The following is an 18,588-nucleotide window of genomic DNA, read 5'->3' as shown; positions in this document are numbered from 1 at the left end:
CGGCGGCGTCAGCGCCCGAGGGCGACGAGGCCGAGATGCGCGACGAGGATCGCGCAGCCGAGGAAGTTGATGACGAAGACCCTGCCCCTGAGGGGCACGTCGTCGGTGAGCGTCTGGACGGCGGTATGGATCACCCGGCCGGCGAAGAAGAGCCAGGCGGCGGCGACATCGACCCAGGTCACCCGGTCGAGGGCCGCGAGCAGGGCGACGCAGGCGAAGAGGATGACGGGGAGTTCGAACTGGTTGGAGAGATTGCGGGTGATGCGGGCGATCGGCGCCGGCTCGTCGCGGCCGAACTCGAAACAGCCGAACTCCACCTCGCCGCGACGCACCGCCAGGAGGCGCGCTGCGGAGAGCCAGACATAGAGGCCGAAGGTGAGCCCGATCTGCGCCAGCACGGGCCAGAGCACGAGGTGGCGCGGATCGGACATCGGACCGCGCTCAGGCGCGGCTGGGGTAGTTGGGGCTCTCGCGGGTGATGGTCACGTCGTGGACGTGGCTCTCGCGCAGGCCCGCATTGGTGATGCGGACGAACTGCGCCTTGTCCTGGAACTCGGGGATGGTCGGCGCGCCGACATAGCCCATGGCGGCACGCAGGCCGCCGGCGAGCTGGTGCAGCACCGCCGCCACCGGCCCCTTGTAGGGCACCTGACCTTCGATTCCCTCGGGGACGAGCTTGTGGGTGTCGCTGACCTCGGCCTGGAAGTAGCGGTCGGCCGAGCCGCGGGCCATGGCCCCCACCGAGCCCATGCCGCGATAGCTCTTGTAGGAGCGGCCCTGGTGCAGGAACACCTCCCCCGGCGCCTCGTCGGTTCCGGCGAGCAGCGAGCCCAGCATCGCCACGGAGGCGCCGGCCGCGATGGCCTTGGCGAGATCGCCAGAGAACTTGATGCCGCCATCGGCGATGACCGGTACGTCGGCCCGGTCGGCGGCCTCCACCGCTTCCATCAGGGCGGTCAGCTGGGGCACGCCGACGCCGGCCACGATGCGGGTGGTGCAGATCGAGCCCGGGCCGATTCCGACCTTGATCGCGTCCGCGCCGGCATCGATGAGCGCCTGGGCCCCGTCGCGGGTGGCGACGTTGCCGGCCACCACCTGAACGGCATTGGAGAGCTGCTTCACCCGGCGCACCGCATCGAGCACCTTGATCGAGTGGCCGTGGGCGGTGTCGACCACGATCACGTCGCAGCCTGCATCGATGAGACGCTCGGCCCGCTCGAACCCGCTATCGCCCGTGGTGGTGGCGGCGGCGACGCGCAGGCGGCCCTGCTCGTCCTTCACGGCGCCGGGATAGGCCACCTGCTTCTCGATGTCCTTGACCGTGATCAGGCCGATGCAGCGGTAATGGTCGTCGACCACGAGGAGCTTCTCGATGCGGAACTGGTGGAGCAGGCGCTTGGCCTCCTCCTGGTTCACGCCCTCGCGCACGGTGATGAGCCGGTCGCGGGTCATCAGCTCGGCGACGGTCTCGGAAGGGTTGGTGGCGAAGCGCACGTCGCGGTTGGTGAGGATGCCGACGAGCTTGCCGCGCGAGCCGTTGGGGCCGCGCTCCACCACCGGGATGCCGGAGATGCGGTTCTGCTTCATCAGCGAGAAGGCGTCGGCCAGGGTCTCGTCGGGATGGATGGTGATCGGGTTGAGCACCATGCCCGACTCGTATTTCTTGACGAGGCGGACCTGCTCGGCCTGCTCGTGCGGCTCGAGATTGCGGTGAATGACGCCCATGCCGCCGTTCTGGGCCATGGCGATGGCCATCGGCGCTTCGGTGACGGTGTCCATGGCCGAGGCCAGGATCGGCATGTTGAGGTGGATCGTGCGGGTCAGTCGCGACGCGACGCTGACCTCGGTGGGCATCACCGAAGATGCGGCGGGACGGAGAAGCACGTCGTCGAAGGTCAGGCCTTCGATGATGGAATCCGCGGTGATACGAGCCATGTGCCAACTCCCGAAACGGTGAGAGGCGCCGGGCTGTAACAGCCGTCGACGCCGAATGCGTTGGCACGGCGCAGTATCATGGGGCCGGACCCTGCGCAAAGGCAGGATCGCGGCATCGCAATGGAAAACTCAGTTGATCGTGACGCGGGGGCCCTTGTCGGTCCATTCCGGCGGCAGGCCGAGATAGTCGCCGACCATGCCGTCGATGCCGGGCGCGCGGCCGAACTGCTCGCAATCCGGGTCGAGCGGAGCCTCGCCGAGGGTGGTGACGCGGATGCGGTCCCAGCTCGGAATCGCCAGCGGCTCCTTGAACGGGTCGCGCCCGGTGACGAGCAACGTGCCGAAATCCTGGCCGAATTCGCCGGCCAGATCGTAGGCGTCCCCGGCCGCCGAGAAGCGCGCCTGGTTGGTGAAGGCGTTGGCGCCGCCGCCCCAGATCATCGCCGCCCGCTGCTGGTGACGGCTATCGAGGGCCTCGGCCTCGATGGTGATGCTGCCGAGACCGATCGGGATGCGAGGGATCGGCACGCGGCCGACAGCGGTGGCGAAGCCGACGCCGAGCTGGGACGCGATGGTGATTCCCGCCGAGGTGGCGATGGTCGCGCCGGCCGCCGGGACGTTGGTGAGTTCGACACGGGTGACGGCGGACCGGATCGTGAGGTCGGCCTTCTTGGTGGAGACCACGTCGTAGCGCAGCGACAGCTCGTAGCAGAGGGCGCGGTCGGCCGCGTTGGCGATCAGCCGGCGCTCGACGCTGTTGAGACCGGGGCCAGAGATCGATTCCGGAAACGCCGCCGGGATGATGCGGACCGTCCGCGTCGCCGCGAGGGTCGGCTGATCGGCGTAGAGCTTCGCCCCGGTGGCCACTTCGGTGCTTCCATTGAGGCGGTCGTAGCGGGTGAGCGACCCCGTCTCGTTGAGAATGACGGTGCCGCAACCGGCGACCATGAGCAGCAGGCCCAGAGCCCCACCGATGAGGGGCGAGCGTCGACAGGTTTCGAACCGCGAGGGCATTCAATATCTTTCGCGCAAAATGGCGGCGGTGGCTCGCTCGACCGACGTGATACGAGACAGCCGAATTGTTGCTGAGCTTAAGGCCGTATCGACTCCCCCGAAAGGCGGCCATGCCGGCCTGACGACTTGAAGCCTGCACCTGTGGCTCGTGGGTCACGGTCGTCCACCACGTGCGACACCGCACGTGTCATCCACAGAGACCATCATTTGTGTGCATGTTCGTTCGAGAGCCGAGTTGCGCGCCCTCGACGGCGTGACGGAACCGGGCGGCTTCGGCCGCGCTACCTACGCGATCCCCATGCGCCCATCACAGATCGTTCCCCTCGTCGTCGCCACCGCGCTGTTCATGGAGAACACCGATTCCACGGTGATCGCCACCGCGCTGCCGGCCATCGCCCGAAGCCTCGGCGAGGATCCGATCGCCCTGAAACTGGCGCTGACCTCCTATCTCGTGAGTCTCGCGATCTTCATCCCGATCAGCGGCTGGATGGCCGACCGCTACGGTGCGCGCACGATCTTCCGCGCCGCCCTCGTGGTGTTCATGGCGGGGTCGCTGGCCTGTGCCGCGTCCGATTCGCTCGGCGCCTTCGTCGCCGCGCGCGCGTTCCAGGGCATCGGCGGAGCGATGATGGTGCCGGTCGGCCGTCTCGTCATCCTCCGGGCGGTGCCGAAGGGCGAACTCGTCAGCGCCCTCGCCTACCTGACGATCCCGGCCCTGATCGGACCGATCATGGGGCCGCCTCTGGGCGGGTTGATCACGACCTATCTCGATTGGCGCTGGATCTTCTTCATCAACATCCCGATCGGGCTGGCCGGAATCGCGCTCTCGACGATCTATTTCGAGAACGTCCGCGAGCCGTCCCGGCCGCCCCTCGACGTCCTCGGGTTCCTGCTCTCGGGAGCCGGCCTCGCCACCTTGATGCTCGGCCTCGCCTCCCTGGGGCGCCACCTCCTGCCGGATTACGTCTCGTGGGGGTGTCTTGGCGGCGGCGCGATCCTGCTCGCGCTCTATCTCGCGCATTCGCGCCGGGTCGAGCATCCGGTGATCCGCCTCGATCTGCTGAGGTACCCGACCTTCCGCGCGGCGGTGACCGGCGGCAGCCTGTTCCGCATCGGCACAGGGGCGATCCCGTTCCTGTTGCCGCTGATGCTGCAAATCGGCTTCGGCCTCGATCCGCTGCAATCGGGACTGCTCACCTTCGCCGCGGCGGCGGGCGCGCTCCTCATCAAGATCATCGGGCCGCGCATCCTGCGCGCCTACGGTTTCCGCCGGGTGATGCTGTTCAACGCCGTCGTCGCCTCTTGCTTCCTCGCGGTGAACGGCCTGTTCACGGCGCAGACGCCGCATTGGATCATCATCGGCATCCTGCTCGTCGGCGGCTGCGTGCGCTCGCTTCAATTCACCTGCGTCAACGCCATCGCGTATGCCGATCTCGACAAGCGGGAGATGAGTTCGGCGACGAGTCTCGCGAGCGTCGCGCAGCAATTGTCCCTCAGCCTCGGCGTCTCCATCGGAGCCCTGGCCCTGGAGACGGCCGCCGCGCAGCATGGCCGCACGACCATCGAGGCCGGCGATTTCTGGCCTGCCTTCCTCACCGTCGCGCTGATCTCGTCCGTCTCCCTCCTCGCCTTCCTGCGGCTGAAGCCGGATGCGGGCGCGGAGGTGTCGGGTCAGCGCCTGGCGTCGAAGGGCGTTTAGGCCGCCGCACGGCTCGACGGCCGGGCGGGGCTACGCTTCGGTCCCTTGGCGGATTTCGCATTGGCGTTGGCCGATTGCGGCCGGGCGGGAGCGAGCGCCTCCCGGGTCGAGCGGCGCCAGCCCTGCCAGCTCCATGCGCCCGGGCCGGCCAGCGCGTAGATGAGGAAGCCGCCGGCCAGGCCGAGATCGGCGAGGAACAGGGTGCGCTCGGTCATCGCCGCCGCGCCGGAATAGGCCCAGAACCCGTGCAGCAGCACCGCCATCGCCACCGCGAACCCCGCCAGGGCGAAGCCGGTGATGCGGGGCAGGACACCGAGGATGAGCGCCAGCGGCCCGAAGACCTGAACCACCACGGCCGCCGTGGCGACGGCATTGGGAGACGGCATCCCGGCCCCGGCCAGCGCGAGCGCAAAACCCGACACGTTGAGCGCACGCGCGATGCCCGTCGGCAGCAGCGCCGCCGCCAGCAACAGGCGCGACGCAAGGAGGATTCCGTCCTGGCTCCGACCGAACACGCGCGAACTCCGTCCCTGACCCATCGAGGTCGGAAGAATGCGAGTGAGCGACTGAAGACGGCGTTAAAGCTTGGAGCCGGCGCTCACTCGCCCGGGGAGCGACGCTCCGCCTTCGCCAGCGAGCGCTCATGCAGCAGCACTGCGAGCCAGCCGAGGCCGACGGCGAGTAACGGCGTGAAGACGAAGGCGATCGCGTAGGAGGCGCTCATCGATCGAACTCTTTTGGGATCGCCCACCGTCAAGAGAAAGATAGGCGAGGCGCGCGTTGAGTTCAACTTATGGTCGCTGCCGAACCGGTGCGGTCCTCAACCCGACACCCCACCTCGGAACAACCGGCCACGTTCGGTCCAGGCGACCACGAGGAGGGCCGATCCGCCGAGGCCGGCATAGCCGAGGCCGAGGGGCAGCACCGTGCCGTCGAAGGCGTGGCCGATGATGAAGCCGCAGAAGGCGCCGAGGATGGTGGTGTAGAAGCCGAGGAAGGACGAGGCCGTGCCGGCGATCTCGCCGAGGGGCTGCAGGGCCAGCGCGTTGAAGTTCGGCATGGCGAAGCTGATCATGAACTGGTTGCCGGCCAGCACCGTCAGGAACAGCCACAAGGGCGGATGCCCGGCATAGGCGAGGCCGATTCCGACCTGGGCCAGAGCCACCGCCACGAACAGGGTGAGGCCCACATGCGAGAGCGGCCGCATCCCGAGGCGCCGCACAAGACGGGCATTGACGAGGGTGGCCGCCCCCATGGCGCCGGCCACCAGGGCGAAGGCGAGCGGGAACAGGGCCCCGAGCCGGTAGAGCCCGGTATCGAAGAGCTGCTGGGCCGAGCCGACATAGCCCATGATACAGCCGGTCAGCAGCCCAAGGGCGGTGGCGTAGCCGACCGCCACGCGGGTGCGGAAGGTCAGGGAGACCGCCTGCCCGATCGACCGCAGGGAGAGCGGACGCCGAAATTCCGGATGCAGCGTCTCCGGCATGCGCCAGGAGAACCAGAGGGTGAGGATTCCGGCCAGGGCCAGCATGGAGACGAAGACGTAGTGCCAGGAGCCGAGCAGCAGCATCGCCCCGCCGATGGCGGGCGCGATCATCGGCACGATGAGGAACACCATCATGATCAGCGACATGACGCTGGCCATCTCGCGCCCCGAATAGCGGTCGCGCACGATGGCGGTGGAGAGGACGCGCCCGCCCGCCGCCCCGATTCCCTGGATGACGCGGGCGGCCAGCAGCCATTCGAAGGACGGCGCGACCATGGCGAGGCCCGTGCCCGCGCCGTAGACCGCCAGACTCCCGAGCAGCACCCGCCGGCGCCCCAGCGCATCCGAGACCGGCCCGTAGACGATCTGGGCGACGCCGAAACCGATCATGTAGACGTAGACGAGAAGCTGCAGCGCATTCGGGTCGGCGACCGAGAACCGTGCCTGGATCGCGGGGAAGGCCGGCAGCAGATTGTCGATGGAGATGGCGGTCACGGCCATCATCAGGGCGACGATACCGACGAATTCGCCGAAGCCCGGGCCGTTCCAAGCCGGACCGCCCTCCGGAAAAGCCCGTTCCGTTACCGGCCGGCCGCTCGGCGGAACCGGCCTCAAAGGTGCAGTCACTGGTCCTGAGCCTCGCTGCGGTCGCCGGCTCCTGCGCCGGCGAGTCGTGATGGAAAGTCAGCGGCCCGACCTCCGGTTGCACGAGCCCTTCGCGGACCGCCATTCCCGGAGGCCGGGCTCGGCTCGGCTCGGCGGGGTGCTACTGCCCGCCGCCCGCCATCTGACCGAGCTTGTCGATGTTCTTGGTGACGAGGGCGATGTTGCCGTCGGAGGGCTTGGTGGGCTCGCCGGCGGCGATCGCCTCGTTGATGTCCTTCAGCGCGGCGGCCTTGTCCTTGGGCTTCATCTTCGTGTCGGCCTCGATGGCGGCGACCTGCTTCTTCAGCAGCGGCACGACGCCGACATAGGTCTTCGTCTCGGGGTCCACGCCGTCCAGCACCGCCTCGACGCTGTCGGCCGCGTCCTGCAGGTCGTCGACGCTGGCAAAACCGTTCTTCTTCGCGATGGCCACGGCCTGGGCCTGGACCTTCGGATCGGGCTTGTCCGCGTTGCCGGCAGGGAGTTTCGCCAGTTCGGGCTGCGCCGCCACGAGGCCGTCGATCAGCGCCTGGGTCAGGGCGACCTCCTTCTGCTCCTCGGCCTCGGGGGCCGGGGCGGGAGCGGCCTTGGCGGGTGCCGGCGCCTTCTGCGGCGCCTGGGCGAAGCTGACCTGCGAGACCAGGGCGGAGGTACCAAAGGCGAGGGACGCTGCCAGCAGTGCGCGAGTGGTGCGGCTCATGGATGTCTCTTCCTGTTGCGTGGTTGGGGAAGGGCCGTCATCGGCGGAGCGGGTCCGGTCGTGACGGATGGCTTCGTCCGTCGGCACGAAGGCGGGCCATGTTGCCGAGCTTCGGGGCAAAACAGTGATCTCGGCGCCGATGCCGATCACGGTTTCGCGGGAATGCCGCCGATCTCGACCGGGGGTGGCACTCCCGCGCAACCACGCCACATTCCCGCGCAACCTTGGCAGGATCGCAGCCGACGGATCACCGCGCCTCATGCTTTCACGCTTCCTTTCCGGCGCTTGCGCCCTGTTGCTGCTGCTCGGCGCGGCGACTGCCCAGGACAGGGCGTCAGGCACTCCCATGCAGGACGGGACCGGCGACTTCGCGCGCGAGGCCTCGGCCCTCATGGACTCGCACGCCAGGGGCGGCGTCTTCTCGGGTGCCGTGATCGTGGCGCGGGACGGCATCCCCCTGTTCCGCCGCGCCTACGGCATGGCCGACCGCGAATGGGCGATCCCCAACACGCCGGACACCATGTTCCGCATCGGCTCCATCACGAAGCAGTTCACCGCCGCGGCGATCCTGAAACTCGCCGAGGCCGGTTCCCTCTCCCTCGACGATCCCGCCATCCGCTACCTGCCCGAACTGCCGCCGGTCTGGGCGCCGATGACGATCCGGATGCTCCTCAACCACAGTTCCGGCCTGCCCAATGTCACCGCCCTGCCGGGCTACGCGACGCAGCTCGGGCGGATCGAGCGCTCGCCGATGGAGACGGTGGCCCTCCTCTACCGCGAGGATCTGCTCTTCCCGCCGGGGACCGGCCACGAATACAGCAATACCGGCTACATCCTCCTCGCCGGCCTGATCGAGCGGATCACCGGCCAGAGTTTCGCGCGCTACCTCAACGACGCCATCCTGGCACCGGCCGGATTGGCCTCGACGCGGGACGCCGATCCGGGCGCCATCATCCCCCGGCGTGCCGCCGGCTACCGCCGCGTCTCTGGCGAATGGCGCCACGCCCTGCCCCTGGCGGCCAGCGTCCCGTCGGGTGCCGGCATGCTGGCCTCGACCCTCGACGATCTCGTCGCCTGGGACAGGGCGCTGTTTTCCGGCCGTGTCCTCTCGGAGGCGTCGCGCCGGGCCATGGTGACCGATTACGGCCACGGCTACGGTCTCGGTTTGTACATCGGCACGGCCTACGGGCACCGCCTGTGGTCGCATGGCGGGTTCATCAGCGGGTTCAGCGCGATCAAGGATTCCTACCCCGATCTCGGCCTCACCATCGTGGTGCTCGGCAATTCCGAGATCGTGCCGGCCCAGGCCCTCTCGCGACAACTCGCGGCCCTCTATCTCGGCGAGCCCGCGCGCATCGAGATCAGCGTCGGCCAGACCGTTCTCGACCGCTATGTCGGCTTCTACCGGACCGGCCCGCGCTCGGTCCTGGGCGTCACCCGCGACGGCGACCGCCTCACGGCGCAGGCGCTCGGTCAGGGATCGACCGAGTCCCGCATCACCCTCGTCGCCGAGAGCGACAGGGCCTTCGTGGCGGAGAACGGCGCGATCCGCGTGGCTTTCGACATCGAACCGGACGGACGCGCCACGGGCGTGATGATCCACCGCGACGGCATCGAACGGGCCGGTCCCAGGATCGACCGGGCCATCGCCCGGCGGATCACCGCCCGGCGCTTCACCCGGCTGCCGTCGGGACGGTGAGTGTCTTGCCGAGCCTGTTTGGGTTGTTCGTCCAAGGCTTTACCTCATCCTGAGGTGATCTGATCGGATGATCGATTTTGGCAGAACTCCCGCTGCGGATCCGCACTCCCGGAGATAACCGCCGGTGATCGAGAGTTTTGCGAGGCCTTCCAAATCGCCTGCCAACGGCATCGCCAGACCGCCGCAGAGGGGTTAGACTGCCTTCAGCGCGTAGCTCCCCGCCATAGAAGCGGGACCACGCGCCGACCCGCTCGATGCCGTCGATCCGAGCCGGTTAGGCCAAAAGTCTATCTTGATTTGGCAATCCGCCCGGCTTCTGCTGGCGCATACAAGAACAACACGGAGGAAACGCACATGAACAAGCCCGAATTCCTGTCGTCAGGTACCAAGGCGCCGTTCTCGGCCCGTTACGAGAACTTCATCGGCGGCCAGTGGGTCGCCCCCGTCGCCGGCCGGTATTTCGAGAACACTTCGCCGGTCACCGGCCGCGTCATCTGCGAGGTCGCCCGTTCGGATGCGCAGGACGTGGAGAAGGCCCTCGATGCGGCCCATGCCGCCAAGGAGGCCTGGGGCCGGACCGCGCCGGGCGAGCGCGCCCTCATCCTCAACCGCATCGCCGACCGGATGGAGGAGAATCTCGACCTGATCGCCCTCGCCGAGACCTGGGACAACGGCAAGCCGATCCGCGAGACGACCAACGCCGACATCCCGCTGGCCATCGACCATTTCCGCTACTTCGCCGGCTGCGTCCGCGCGCAGGAAGGCTCGATCTCCGAGATCGACCACGACACCGTCGCCTACCATTTCCACGAGCCGCTCGGCGTCGTCGGCCAGATCATCCCGTGGAACTTTCCGATCCTGATGGCGGTGTGGAAGCTGGCACCCGCGCTCGCCGCCGGCAATTGCGTGGTGCTCAAGCCCGCCGAGCAGACCCCGGCCTCGATCCTCGTGGTCGCCGAGCTCATCGCCGACCTGCTGCCGCCCGGCACCCTCAACATCGTCAACGGCTTCGGCCTGGAATGCGGCAAGCCGCTCGCCTCCTCGCCCCGCATCGCCAAGATCGCCTTCACCGGCGAGACGACGACGGGCCGCCTCATCATGCAATACGCCTCGCAGAACCTCATCCCGGTGACGCTGGAGCTCGGCGGCAAGTCGCCGAACATCTTCTTCGCCGATGTGGCCAACGAGGATGATGATTTCTTCGACAAGGCCCTCGAAGGCTTCACCATGTTCGCCCTCAACCAGGGCGAGGTCTGCACCTGCCCGAGTCGCGCGCTGGTGCACGAATCGATATACGACCGCTTCATGGAGCGGGCGATCAAGCGCGTCGAGGCGATCACCCAGGGCTCGCCCCTCGACCCCGCCACGATGATCGGCGCGCAGGCCTCCTCCGAGCAGTTGGAGAAGATCTTGTCCTACGTCGATATCGGCCGCCAGGAGGGCGCCGAATGCCTCACCGGCGGTGAGCGCAACGTGAAGGACGGCGAGTTCGCCGAAGGCTTCTACATGAAGCCCACCGTGTTCAAGGGCCACAACAAGATGCGGATCTTCCAGGAGGAGATCTTCGGCCCCGTCCTCTCGGTCACCACCTTCAAGGACGATGCCGACGCGCTCTCCATCGCCAACGACACCCTCTACGGCCTCGGCGCCGGTGTCTGGACCCGCGACGGAACCCGCGCCTACCGCTTCGGCCGCGCGATCCAGGCCGGCCGCGTCTGGACCAACTGCTACCATGCCTACCCGGCCCATGCGGCCTTCGGCGGCTACAAGCAGTCCGGCATCGGCCGCGAGAACCACAAGATGATGCTCGACCATTACCAGCAGACCAAGAACATGCTGGTCAGCTACTCGGCCAAGAAGCTCGGCTTCTTCTAGGCCTTCACGAACGAGACCACCTTGCCCCGGCCGGAAACGGCCGGGGCTTTTTCATGCCCTGATCTCTGCGAAGACGCTATTCGCGCCAGCCGTAATCCCGCGCATGGGCGGCCGCCCGGTGGAACACCAGCCGGCGGTCGTATTCGAGCGGGTCCTTCGGCTGGACCAGGGCGCCGGGGGGCACGTTGAGCCAGTCGACGAGGCGCGTCAGCATGAAGCGCAGGGCGGCACCCCGACACAGGATCGGCAGCGCCGCGACCTCGTCGTCCTGCAGGCGCCGCACGGATTGGTAGCCGGCGATCATCGCCTCGCCTTTGTCGGGGAAGAACCTGCCGTCGGGCTCGAAGCACCAGGCATTGAGGCAGATGGCGAGGTCGTAGGCGAAGGCGTCGGTGCAGGCGAAGTAGAAATCGATCAGGCCCGACAGGTCGTCGCCGATGAAGAACACGTTGTCGGTGAAGAGGTCGGCATGGATCACGCCGGAGGGCAGGCCGAGCGGCCAGCCGGCCCGGAGCACCGCGAGGTCGCCGCGCACGCGCCCGGTCAGACCCTCGGACACGGTGTCGGCGGCGGGGCCGGCAGCCTCGAACAGCGGCTCCCAGGATTCCACCGAGAGGTTGTTGGCGCGGGTCATGCCGAAATCGCTGCCCGCCCGGTGCAGCCCGGCGAGAGCGACGCCGAGAGCCCGGCAATGGTCGACCGTCGGGCGCTTGACCGAGACGCCGTCGAGGAAGGTCACGATCACCGCCGGCCGGCCGCAGAGTTCGCCGAGCGCCACGCCGTCGCGCTTCGCGATGGGCTGCGGGCAGGCGAGGCCACGGGCGGCCAGATGCTGCATCAGGTTGAGGAAGAACGGCAGGTCGCCGGCATTCACCCGCTTCTCGTAGAGGGTGAGGATGTAGGAGCCGGCGGTGGTGTGCAGGAAGAAGTTGGTGTTCTCGACGCCCTCGGCGATGCCCTTGTAAGAGAGCAGCGTGCCGATCTCGTATTGGGCGAGGAAGGCGGTCAGCGCCTCGTCGGAGACCTCGGTATAGACGGCCACGGGCTTCGCTGACGTTGGAGGGCAGACATGAGAAGGGGCGCCCTCCGGCGCCCCCAGCGAGGAAAACGGGCGATGCGGCCTACTCGGCGGCTTCGCTGCGCAGTTCGCGCGGCAGCGGGAAGGACATGTCCTCCACCACCGTGGAGACCGTGTCGACGGTGACGTCGTAGCGGGCGGCGAAGGCGTCGATGATCTCCTCCACCAGCACCTCGGGCGCCGAGGCGCCGGCGGTGAGGCCGAGCTTGCGGATGCCCTCGAAGGCCGGCCAGTCGATCTCCTCGGCGCGGAGCACGAGGCGGGTGATCGGGCAGCCGACGCGCTCGGCGACCTCGCGCAGGCGCTGCGAGTTCGAGGAGTTCGAGGAGCCGACGACGATCACCGCATCCACCAGCGGGGCCACCTGCTTCACCGCTTCCTGGCGATTGGTGGTGGCGTAGCAGATGTCGTCCTTGTGCGGCCCGGTGATGGTCGGGAACTTCTGCTTCAGGGCGGCGACGATATGGCGGGTGTCGTCCACCGACAGGGTCGTCTGCGTGACCCAGGCGAGGTTGTCGCGGTTGTCCGGCTCCAGGGCGGCGATCTGCTCCAGATCCTCCACCAGGGTGATCGAGCCCTTGGGCAGCTGCCCCATGGTGCCGACCACTTCCGGATGGCCGGAATGGCCGACCAGGAGCACGTGGCGGCCGCGCTTGTGGTGGATCTCCGCCTCGCGGTGGACCTTGGTCACCAGCGGGCAAGTGGCGTCGATGGTGACGAGGCCGCGATTGTCCGCATTGGCCGGCACCGTCTTGGCGACGCCGTGGGCCGAGAAGATCACCGGGGCGTTGCCGTCCGGCACTTCGTCGAGCTCGCGCACGAACACCGCGCCTTTGCGCTTCAGGCTCTCGACCACGTATTTGTTGTGGACGATCTCGTGACGCACGTAGACCGGAGGTCCGTAGATCGCCAGCGCCCGCTCCACCACGTCGATGGCACGGACCACGCCGGCGCAGAAGCCCCGTGGCGCGCAGAGCAGGATCTCCAGCGGCGGCTTGGCCGAACCGTCGGGAAAGGTCTTCGAAAGAGGATCGCTCATGATAGCCGGGATGTGGCGAGGCGAGGCCGCCCCTGTCAACCTCCTATAGCGCATAATGCGCCGCGGTGTCAGGGCGGACGGGGCACACCTGCCATCCCCATCGCTTCCGTCGCGGGCCCCGCCCCCGCCGGCTGACGTTCCGGGAACGCCGCACCGCCGTCGAAGACGAATCACGAACGTGGCAAGCTCTCCCTATCCCACCGTCTCCCCCGCTCCCGCCCACGGCCTCCGCGATAGACCGGCCGGCCCCGTCTCAGGCTATAAGTCACTCTCGCCGGACGAGATGAGCGGCATTGTACGGACAAACCCTCTGCCTTAAGCTCCCCGATATACCGTTCCGGAGGAGTATTGCTCGATCCTCCCTCGATCTGATCGCATTCTTGGGCGCCCTTCATCTGCCGACGGGCAGAGCATCGATCTCTCTCCAGCGCGGAGGCGAGCCTCTGGGCCAATAACGGAGGCCGACCATGACCAGTGACGCCGGAACCGCGCCTCCGCCCCCGGCGGCGGGCGAAGCGGCCACGTTCGAGGCGTTTTCGCGCGCCGTGCAGGCGCGGTTCGACGCCGTCGTCGCGGCCGACGGCCATCTCTTCGAGGTCGACGCTCCCGATCTCGGTCCGCTCTTCCTCGAGCACCTGCCGGCGGAGCGGCGGCCCTATCACACCTGCTCCTGCTGCCTGACCTTCCTGCGCCGCTTCGGCCGCCTCGTCACCGTCACGAAGAACGGCGGCATCGCCTCCGCGCTGTGGAGCCCCGATACCGTTCCCGACCTCTACCGGCCCGCCGTCACCGCGATGATGGGAGCCGTCACCGGCGCCCCGATCCGCTCCGCCTTCCTGGCCTCCGGCGAGACCTGGGGCCGCCCCACGGCCGGTGGCTTTCCCCATTTCTCGCTCGCGGTGCCGGAAACGCGACGCTACGGCGGCATCGTGGTCACCGCCCGGCAGGCGATGGCGGCACGGCGCGAGGATTTCCGCACGCTCTCCCACGCCCTCGACGTGTTCGACCGGCGCGTCGTGGCGCAGGCCCTCACCCTCCTGCGGGCCGAGGCGCTCTACCGCTCCGAGAAGGTGATCGGCCCGGCCGAGTTTCTCCTGCGCCTGCACGACGAGGTTCCGCGCAAGGCCGGCCCGAAGCGGGACGCGATCCTGTGGCGGGCCGTCGCCAATGCGCCGCCCGGCTTCTGCACGCCGCGCGGCGGGATGATCGGCACGTTGCTGGAGGACATCGCAGAGGGCCGGGATTTCGCGACGGTCAAGGCACGCTTCGCCGCCAAGATGCACCCGCTCGTCTACCAGCGCCCGCAGGCCGCACCGAGGGCGGGCACGATCGCCCAGGCCGAACGCCTCTTCGCCCAGCTCGGTCTCGAACCGGCCTTGCGCCGCCGCTACGCGCATCTCGACGAGATCCCGACGATCTGGCGCCCGCGCCATGAGGCGGCGGCGGCCGAAGCGACGGCCTCCCACACCGCCTCCGGCATCTTCGCGGGTCTGAAGGCGAGGCAGGCGGCCGTGCCCGAGGCCGTGCTCGACATGCCGGCCCAGACGGTCACCTGGTCGAAGTTCGCCCGCGACGTCCTCCCTGACGCGCAGCGGATGTGGGTGTTCACGGCGGAGCGTATGACCTTTTGCGGCCTCGTCACCGCCGTCGATCCCGAGGCGCCGCCCCTCCTGCAATGGGACCGCCCCGAGGCGCGCAACCCCGTCTCCTGGTACATCTACGTGAACGGCTCGACCCCGACGCGCTGGCGCCTGCCCGAGGGAGCGTGGGTGCCGGTGACGGGGGCCACGCTCCTGCCAGTCCTGTGGTCCGGCGCGGACCGATATCGCCACCACAGGACGGGCGCGGTGCTGATCCTCGACGGCGCGCAGGATGACGCCGCCTCGGGCCTCTGCCTGTTCCCCGAGTTCCTGCGCTCGGACCTGCACGGGGTACGGGCCGTGATCGAGGCCTATTCGAAAGCCCACAGGATCGAGGGCGTCGAGGAGGGGACGGCCAACGGTCTCCTTGTCGGCCAGGATGGGGATCATCGGATCCGCGTCGAGAGCCCTATCGGCACCGCCACCTATCGGATCGACCGCTGGGAGTGATCCGCGACGGTCGGTCCGCCGGCGCGGGCACCGCCCAGGCGTGAGGGCGTTTCCCTCACCCCCGCCCCAGCATCCGGTCGCTGATGATCCGCCGCTGGATCTCGCTCGTTCCCTCGAAGATCGTGGTGAGCCGCGCGTCGCGCCAGTAGCGTTCCACCCGGCGTTCGGTGGTGTAGCCGTTGCCGCCGTGGAGCTGCATCGCCTGGTTGGTGACGCGCACCGCCATCTCGGTGGCCAGCAGCTTCACCTTGGCGGATTCGCTCTCGGCCGCCTCGCCCTCGTCGAGGAGGTGGGCCACCTGCTGCCAGTAGGCGCGGGCCTGATCGACCTCCGCCGACATGTCGGCAAGCGCGAAGCGCAGGGCCTGGAACTCGCCGATCGGGTGGCCGAACTGCTCGCGCTCCTGCAGGTAGAGCTGGCAATCCTCCACCGCCGCGCGGGCGACGCCGACGGCGCGGGCGGCGGTGTGGACGCGGGCGATGTTGAGGCCGCGCTGCACCGAGGCGAAACCACCGGAATCCGCATCCGCCCCGCCATCGCCATAGAGGCCGGTGAGGCGGTCGCCCTCGGGCACGCGCACGCCGTCGAGTTCGAGCTCGAAGGTGAGGAAGCCGTGATAGCCGATCTTGTCGATGACATGGCCCGTCATGCCCTCGGGGAAGGTGCCGGGCTTCTTGACCACGAGGAACGGCTCCAGCCCGGCCGAGCGCGGCTCGCCCGGCTCCGGCTCGCGGGTGCGGGCCAGGACTTCGATGAAGTCGGCGGCGAGCGCGAAACCGGCCCAGCGCTTGGTGCCGGTGAGCACCCAATCGTCCCCGTCGCGCACCGCGCGGGTCTTCACGCCGGCGAGATCGGAGCCAGCGGTGGGCTCGGACAGGGCGATGCCGCCGATCCACTCGCCGCGGGCGGACTTGCGCAGCAACGCGCGGCGGCGCTCCTCGTCGAGGGTCTGGGTGCCGAGCCCCTGCCCCCGCGCCAGGATGCTGCCGACGGAGAGCCAGGCGCGGGCCAATTCCTCCGAGACGAGGCAATATTCGAACACGCCGAGGCCGAGCCCGCCATGCTCGGCCGGGATGGTGATGCCGAACCAGCCCTTCTTCGCCATGGCGTCGATGAGCGAGCGCGGCATCTCGGCCTTCTGCCGGTCGAGTTCGTCGGCGAGTGGCAGGACCACATCCCTGGCGAAGTCGCGGGCCTCCTGCTGGAGCCGGGCGCGTGCCTCCGTGCGCCAGGGCGAGAACAGTTCGGGCGGACGCGGCTGCTTCAACTCCGGCTTCGACAACTCCGGCTTCGACATGGGTCCTCCCGACATATTTTTTGAGCTTTGCCGTATCTCTTCAAAGCCTCGGCCCGGGCGGTGGGTTCCGGGCAGGGCCAACCGGACCCCGATCAAACCGCCGCCATGGCGTCTTCCAACACCGAGAACGTCCTCGGATCGGCGCAATGGGCCACGTTGAAGCGCAGGAACTCGCGACCGCCAGCCCCGGCACTGAAGGCGGCGCCCGGGGCCAGCACCACGTCCCTGGCGAGGGCATGGCGCGCGACATCGGCGGAATCGAGCCCGTCCGGCAGGCGCGCCCAGAGGAAGAGACCGCCGCGCGGCTCGGTCCAGATCGTCAGGCCGCAGCGCTCCAGCCGCCGTGCGGTCTCGCCCATGGCGCGGGCGAGCTTTTCGCGGATTTCTGCGAGGTGGCGGCGATAGGCTCCGTCGGTGATGAGGCAGTGCATCAGCGCCGCCGAGAGATGTCCGTTGCCGAGGCTGAGGGCGAGCTTCAGGTCGATCAGCCCCTCCACCCAGTCGGGGCGCAGGGCGATGTAGCCGCAGCGGATCGAGGCCGAGAGGGTCTTCGAGAAACTGCCCACCGCGATCACCCGGTCGAGCCCGTCGAACCCCGCCAGACGCTGGGCCGGGTCGGCTTCGAGGTCCCCGAAGATGTCGTCCTCGACGATGAGCATGTCATGCGCCTCGGCGAGCTTGAGGACGCGGTGGGCCACGGCCGGGGCGAGGGTGGCGCCGGTGGGGTTATGGAGCGCGGAATTGGTCAGGTAGAACCGGGGCCGGTGCTCGACGATCAGCCGTTCGAGTTGCGCCACGTCCGGCCCGGCGGGGGTGAAGGGCACGCCCACCACCTTCGCGCGGTTCGCCCGCAGCAGCGCATGGTAGTTGAAGTAGCAGGGATCATCGACCAGCACGGTATCGCCCGGGTCGAGGAGGAAACGGCACAGCAGGTCCACGGCCTGTGTCGCCGAATCCGTCAGGACGATCTGGTCGGCCTCCGCCTCGACACCCTTGTCGGCGAGCCGCCGGGCGATCTGGCTCCGCAACGGCGGAAAGCCGAGGGGCTTGTCGTAGCAGATCACGTTCGAATCGGCGTCGCGGGCGATGTGGCGCAGGGCGCGCCGGATCGCTTCCTCGGGCATCCATGACGAGGGCAGCCAGCCGGAACCGGGCTTCAACAGCTCCGGCCCGGACTGCATGGATTGTCGGGTGATCCAGAGCGGGTCCACCGCCCGGTCGAGCTGCGGCCCGATCTCCTTCAGGCAGAGCGGGCGGGTCTTGCCCGCCACATAGAACCCCGAGCCCCGGCGCGCGACGATGGCGCCTTCCGCGCCGAGGCGCTCATAGGCCTCCACCACGGTGGATTTCGACACGCCCATGGATTCGGCGAAAGCCCGCACCGAGGGCAGCCGCGCGCCGGGCATGAGCTGCCGCCCGGCGATCCGCTCCGTGATCGCGGAGGAAACCGTGTCCACCAGGGTGGGCGTGGTCCGCGCCGATCCCGCCATCTGTACTGCTCCACCGTCCGGACAATTCAGGCGAAGCGTACTGGACTGTCCCTATCGTCGCCAGTGCCCCGGAGCGCATCACGACCGAACGATCACGTTGGGCGAGACGAGGACGATTGATGACCACGCTCCTGAAGCAGCAAGCCGGCACCGGGGCCGGTGACCGCGCCGGACGGCTCGCGCGGTTCGCTCGCCGGCTCCTGGCGAAGGCCGCCGCCGAGTTGTCGCGCCAGGCCATCAATCGTCGGGTCCTGCACAAGCTCAGCGTCATGACCGATCGCGAGCTAAAGGATATCGGCCTGATCCGGCAGGACGTAACCGATGCGGGCGCCGGCCCGGCCGATGCCTCCCAGTTCCTGATGAGCCGCCGGGACGAGAGACGGGAGGCGCGCCGCCGCCCAAGTCGTTAAGATCTGATCAGAACAGCAGAACGTGCATTATTGAGCATGACTTCGAATTCGGCATGCCGCCAAACTGGTCAATCGGGTGGTGATTGAGGTTTATCCGTGGTCCGGTTCTACCAGACCTGCAGGCACCGCAA

At 68.6% G+C, this 18,588-nt stretch carries 16 protein-coding genes; 5 read left to right on the top strand and 11 right to left on the bottom strand.

The genetic code is table 11. The features are described from left to right. Positions 1–8 precede the first annotated feature (8 nt). The 3 genes from ASF08_RS01785 to ASF08_RS01775 all read right to left on the bottom strand — a co-directional run bounded on the left by ASF08_RS01785 (position 9) and on the right by ASF08_RS01775 (position 2,949). Positions 9–431 carry an MAPEG family protein gene (locus ASF08_RS01785; RefSeq protein ID WP_056140455.1) on the bottom strand — a complete coding sequence of 141 codons (423 nt, stop codon included), beginning with the start codon at positions 429–431 and terminating at the stop codon, positions 9–11. Positions 432–441: 10 nt separating this feature from the next. Continuing rightward, positions 442–1,935, bottom strand: coding sequence for an IMP dehydrogenase (guaB, locus tag ASF08_RS01780; protein ID WP_018045077.1), 1,494 nt, complete (start codon positions 1,933–1,935; stop codon positions 442–444). A gap of 129 nt (positions 1,936–2,064) precedes the next feature. Beyond that, positions 2,065–2,949, bottom strand: coding sequence for a DUF3313 domain-containing protein (locus tag ASF08_RS01775; RefSeq protein WP_056140452.1), 885 nt, complete (start codon positions 2,947–2,949; stop codon positions 2,065–2,067). Between the two features lie 298 nt (positions 2,950–3,247). On the opposite strand from ASF08_RS01775, the gene ASF08_RS01770 reads away from it, so the two are divergent. Then, positions 3,248–4,648, top strand: a complete 1,401-nt coding sequence (locus ASF08_RS01770) for a DHA2 family efflux MFS transporter permease subunit (protein WP_056140874.1) — start codon at positions 3,248–3,250, stop codon at positions 4,646–4,648. Here ASF08_RS01770 and ASF08_RS01765 read toward each other — a convergent pair. From ASF08_RS01765 to ASF08_RS01755, 4 genes are all read right to left on the bottom strand, one after another. Beyond that, positions 4,645–5,163, bottom strand: coding sequence for a DoxX family protein (locus ASF08_RS01765; protein WP_056140449.1), 519 nt, complete (start codon positions 5,161–5,163; stop codon positions 4,645–4,647). The genes ASF08_RS01770 and ASF08_RS01765 overlap by 4 nt on opposite strands. 83 nt (positions 5,164–5,246) lie before the next feature. Then, entirely contained in the window at positions 5,247–5,372 is a 126-nt protein-coding gene (locus tag ASF08_RS25960) for a hypothetical protein (RefSeq protein WP_274533758.1), read from the bottom strand. A 96-nt stretch (positions 5,373–5,468) separates the two neighbouring features. Further along, positions 5,469–6,635: a multidrug effflux MFS transporter gene (locus ASF08_RS01760; protein ID WP_056140872.1), complete on the bottom strand. Its 1,167-nt coding sequence runs from the start codon at positions 6,633–6,635 to the stop codon at positions 5,469–5,471. A gap of 265 nt (positions 6,636–6,900) precedes the next feature. After that, positions 6,901–7,479, bottom strand: coding sequence for a hypothetical protein (locus ASF08_RS01755; protein ID WP_056140869.1), 579 nt, complete (start codon positions 7,477–7,479; stop codon positions 6,901–6,903). A 259-nt stretch (positions 7,480–7,738) separates the two neighbouring features. Here ASF08_RS01755 and ASF08_RS01750 point away from each other — a divergent pair, with 259 nt between their 5' ends. Next, positions 7,739–9,178 carry a serine hydrolase gene (locus tag ASF08_RS01750; protein ID WP_244474418.1) on the top strand — a complete coding sequence of 480 codons (1,440 nt, stop codon included), beginning with the start codon at positions 7,739–7,741 and terminating at the stop codon, positions 9,176–9,178. Between the two features lie 354 nt (positions 9,179–9,532). Then, the gene (gene adh / locus ASF08_RS01745; protein ID WP_056140443.1) at positions 9,533–11,053 is read left to right on the top strand and encodes an aldehyde dehydrogenase; all 1,521 of its coding nucleotides are present in this window, start codon (positions 9,533–9,535) and stop codon (positions 11,051–11,053) included. A gap of 76 nt (positions 11,054–11,129) precedes the next feature. On the opposite strand, the gene ASF08_RS01740 is transcribed toward adh, so the two are convergent. Both ASF08_RS01740 and ispH read right to left on the bottom strand, forming a co-directional pair. Further along, a complete protein-coding gene (locus tag ASF08_RS01740) occupies positions 11,130–12,095 on the bottom strand; it encodes a homoserine kinase (RefSeq protein ID WP_056140440.1) in 966 nt (321 codons plus the stop codon). Between the two features lie 79 nt (positions 12,096–12,174). Beyond that, positions 12,175–13,170, bottom strand: coding sequence for a 4-hydroxy-3-methylbut-2-enyl diphosphate reductase (ispH, locus tag ASF08_RS01735; protein WP_018045088.1), 996 nt, complete (start codon positions 13,168–13,170; stop codon positions 12,175–12,177). Between the two features lie 467 nt (positions 13,171–13,637). Here ispH and ASF08_RS01730 point away from each other — a divergent pair, with 467 nt between their 5' ends. Next, entirely contained in the window at positions 13,638–15,260 is a 1,623-nt protein-coding gene (locus ASF08_RS01730; RefSeq protein WP_056140437.1) for a hypothetical protein, read from the top strand. A 55-nt stretch (positions 15,261–15,315) separates the two neighbouring features. Here the strand turns inward: ASF08_RS01730 and ASF08_RS01725 are convergent, their stop codons facing one another. Both ASF08_RS01725 and ASF08_RS01720 read right to left on the bottom strand, forming a co-directional pair. Continuing rightward, the gene (locus ASF08_RS01725; RefSeq protein WP_200931812.1) at positions 15,316–16,557 is read right to left on the bottom strand and encodes an acyl-CoA dehydrogenase family protein; all 1,242 of its coding nucleotides are present in this window, start codon (positions 16,555–16,557) and stop codon (positions 15,316–15,318) included. 92 nt (positions 16,558–16,649) lie between these two features. Next, positions 16,650–18,047 carry an aminotransferase-like domain-containing protein gene (locus ASF08_RS01720; RefSeq protein WP_056140434.1) on the bottom strand — a complete coding sequence of 466 codons (1,398 nt, stop codon included), beginning with the start codon at positions 18,045–18,047 and terminating at the stop codon, positions 16,650–16,652. A gap of 119 nt (positions 18,048–18,166) precedes the next feature. Here ASF08_RS01720 and ASF08_RS01715 point away from each other — a divergent pair, with 119 nt between their 5' ends. Continuing rightward, a complete protein-coding gene (locus ASF08_RS01715) occupies positions 18,167–18,457 on the top strand; it encodes a DUF1127 domain-containing protein (protein WP_056140425.1) in 291 nt (96 codons plus the stop codon). Positions 18,458–18,588: the final 131 nt, after the last annotated feature.

The sequence above is a fragment of the Methylobacterium sp. Leaf85 genome, from assembly GCF_001422125.1.
GTDB lineage: Bacteria > Pseudomonadota > Alphaproteobacteria > Rhizobiales > Beijerinckiaceae > Methylobacterium > Methylobacterium bullatum.
Note: the sequence above shows the minus strand (reverse complement) of the source record. Positions and strands in the feature narration are given on the sequence as shown.

Coding starts and splice junctions, on each gene's coding strand:
- ASF08_RS01785 (WP_056140455.1), bottom strand. CDS start 431: ATGTCCGATCCGCGCCACCTCGTGCTCTGGCCCGTGCTGGCGCAGATC.
- guaB (WP_018045077.1), bottom strand. CDS start 1,935: ATGGCTCGTATCACCGCGGATTCCATCATCGAAGGCCTGACCTTCGAC.
- ASF08_RS01775 (WP_056140452.1), bottom strand. CDS start 2,949: ATGCCCTCGCGGTTCGAAACCTGTCGACGCTCGCCCCTCATCGGTGGG.
- ASF08_RS01770 (WP_056140874.1), top strand. CDS start 3,248: ATGCGCCCATCACAGATCGTTCCCCTCGTCGTCGCCACCGCGCTGTTC.
- ASF08_RS25960 (WP_274533758.1), bottom strand. CDS start 5,372: ATGAGCGCCTCCTACGCGATCGCCTTCGTCTTCACGCCGTTACTCGCC.
- ASF08_RS01760 (WP_056140872.1), bottom strand. CDS start 6,635: ATGGCCGTGACCGCCATCTCCATCGACAATCTGCTGCCGGCCTTCCCC.
- ASF08_RS01755 (WP_056140869.1), bottom strand. CDS start 7,479: ATGAGCCGCACCACTCGCGCACTGCTGGCAGCGTCCCTCGCCTTTGGT.
- ASF08_RS01750 (WP_244474418.1), top strand. CDS start 7,739: ATGCTTTCACGCTTCCTTTCCGGCGCTTGCGCCCTGTTGCTGCTGCTC.
- adh (WP_056140443.1), top strand. CDS start 9,533: ATGAACAAGCCCGAATTCCTGTCGTCAGGTACCAAGGCGCCGTTCTCG.
- ispH (WP_018045088.1), bottom strand. CDS start 13,170: ATGAGCGATCCTCTTTCGAAGACCTTTCCCGACGGTTCGGCCAAGCCG.
- ASF08_RS01730 (WP_056140437.1), top strand. CDS start 13,638: ATGACCAGTGACGCCGGAACCGCGCCTCCGCCCCCGGCGGCGGGCGAA.
- ASF08_RS01725 (WP_200931812.1), bottom strand. CDS start 16,557: ATGTCGAAGCCGGAGTTGTCGAAGCCGGAGTTGAAGCAGCCGCGTCCG.
- ASF08_RS01720 (WP_056140434.1), bottom strand. CDS start 18,047: ATGGCGGGATCGGCGCGGACCACGCCCACCCTGGTGGACACGGTTTCC.
- ASF08_RS01715 (WP_056140425.1), top strand. CDS start 18,167: ATGACCACGCTCCTGAAGCAGCAAGCCGGCACCGGGGCCGGTGACCGC.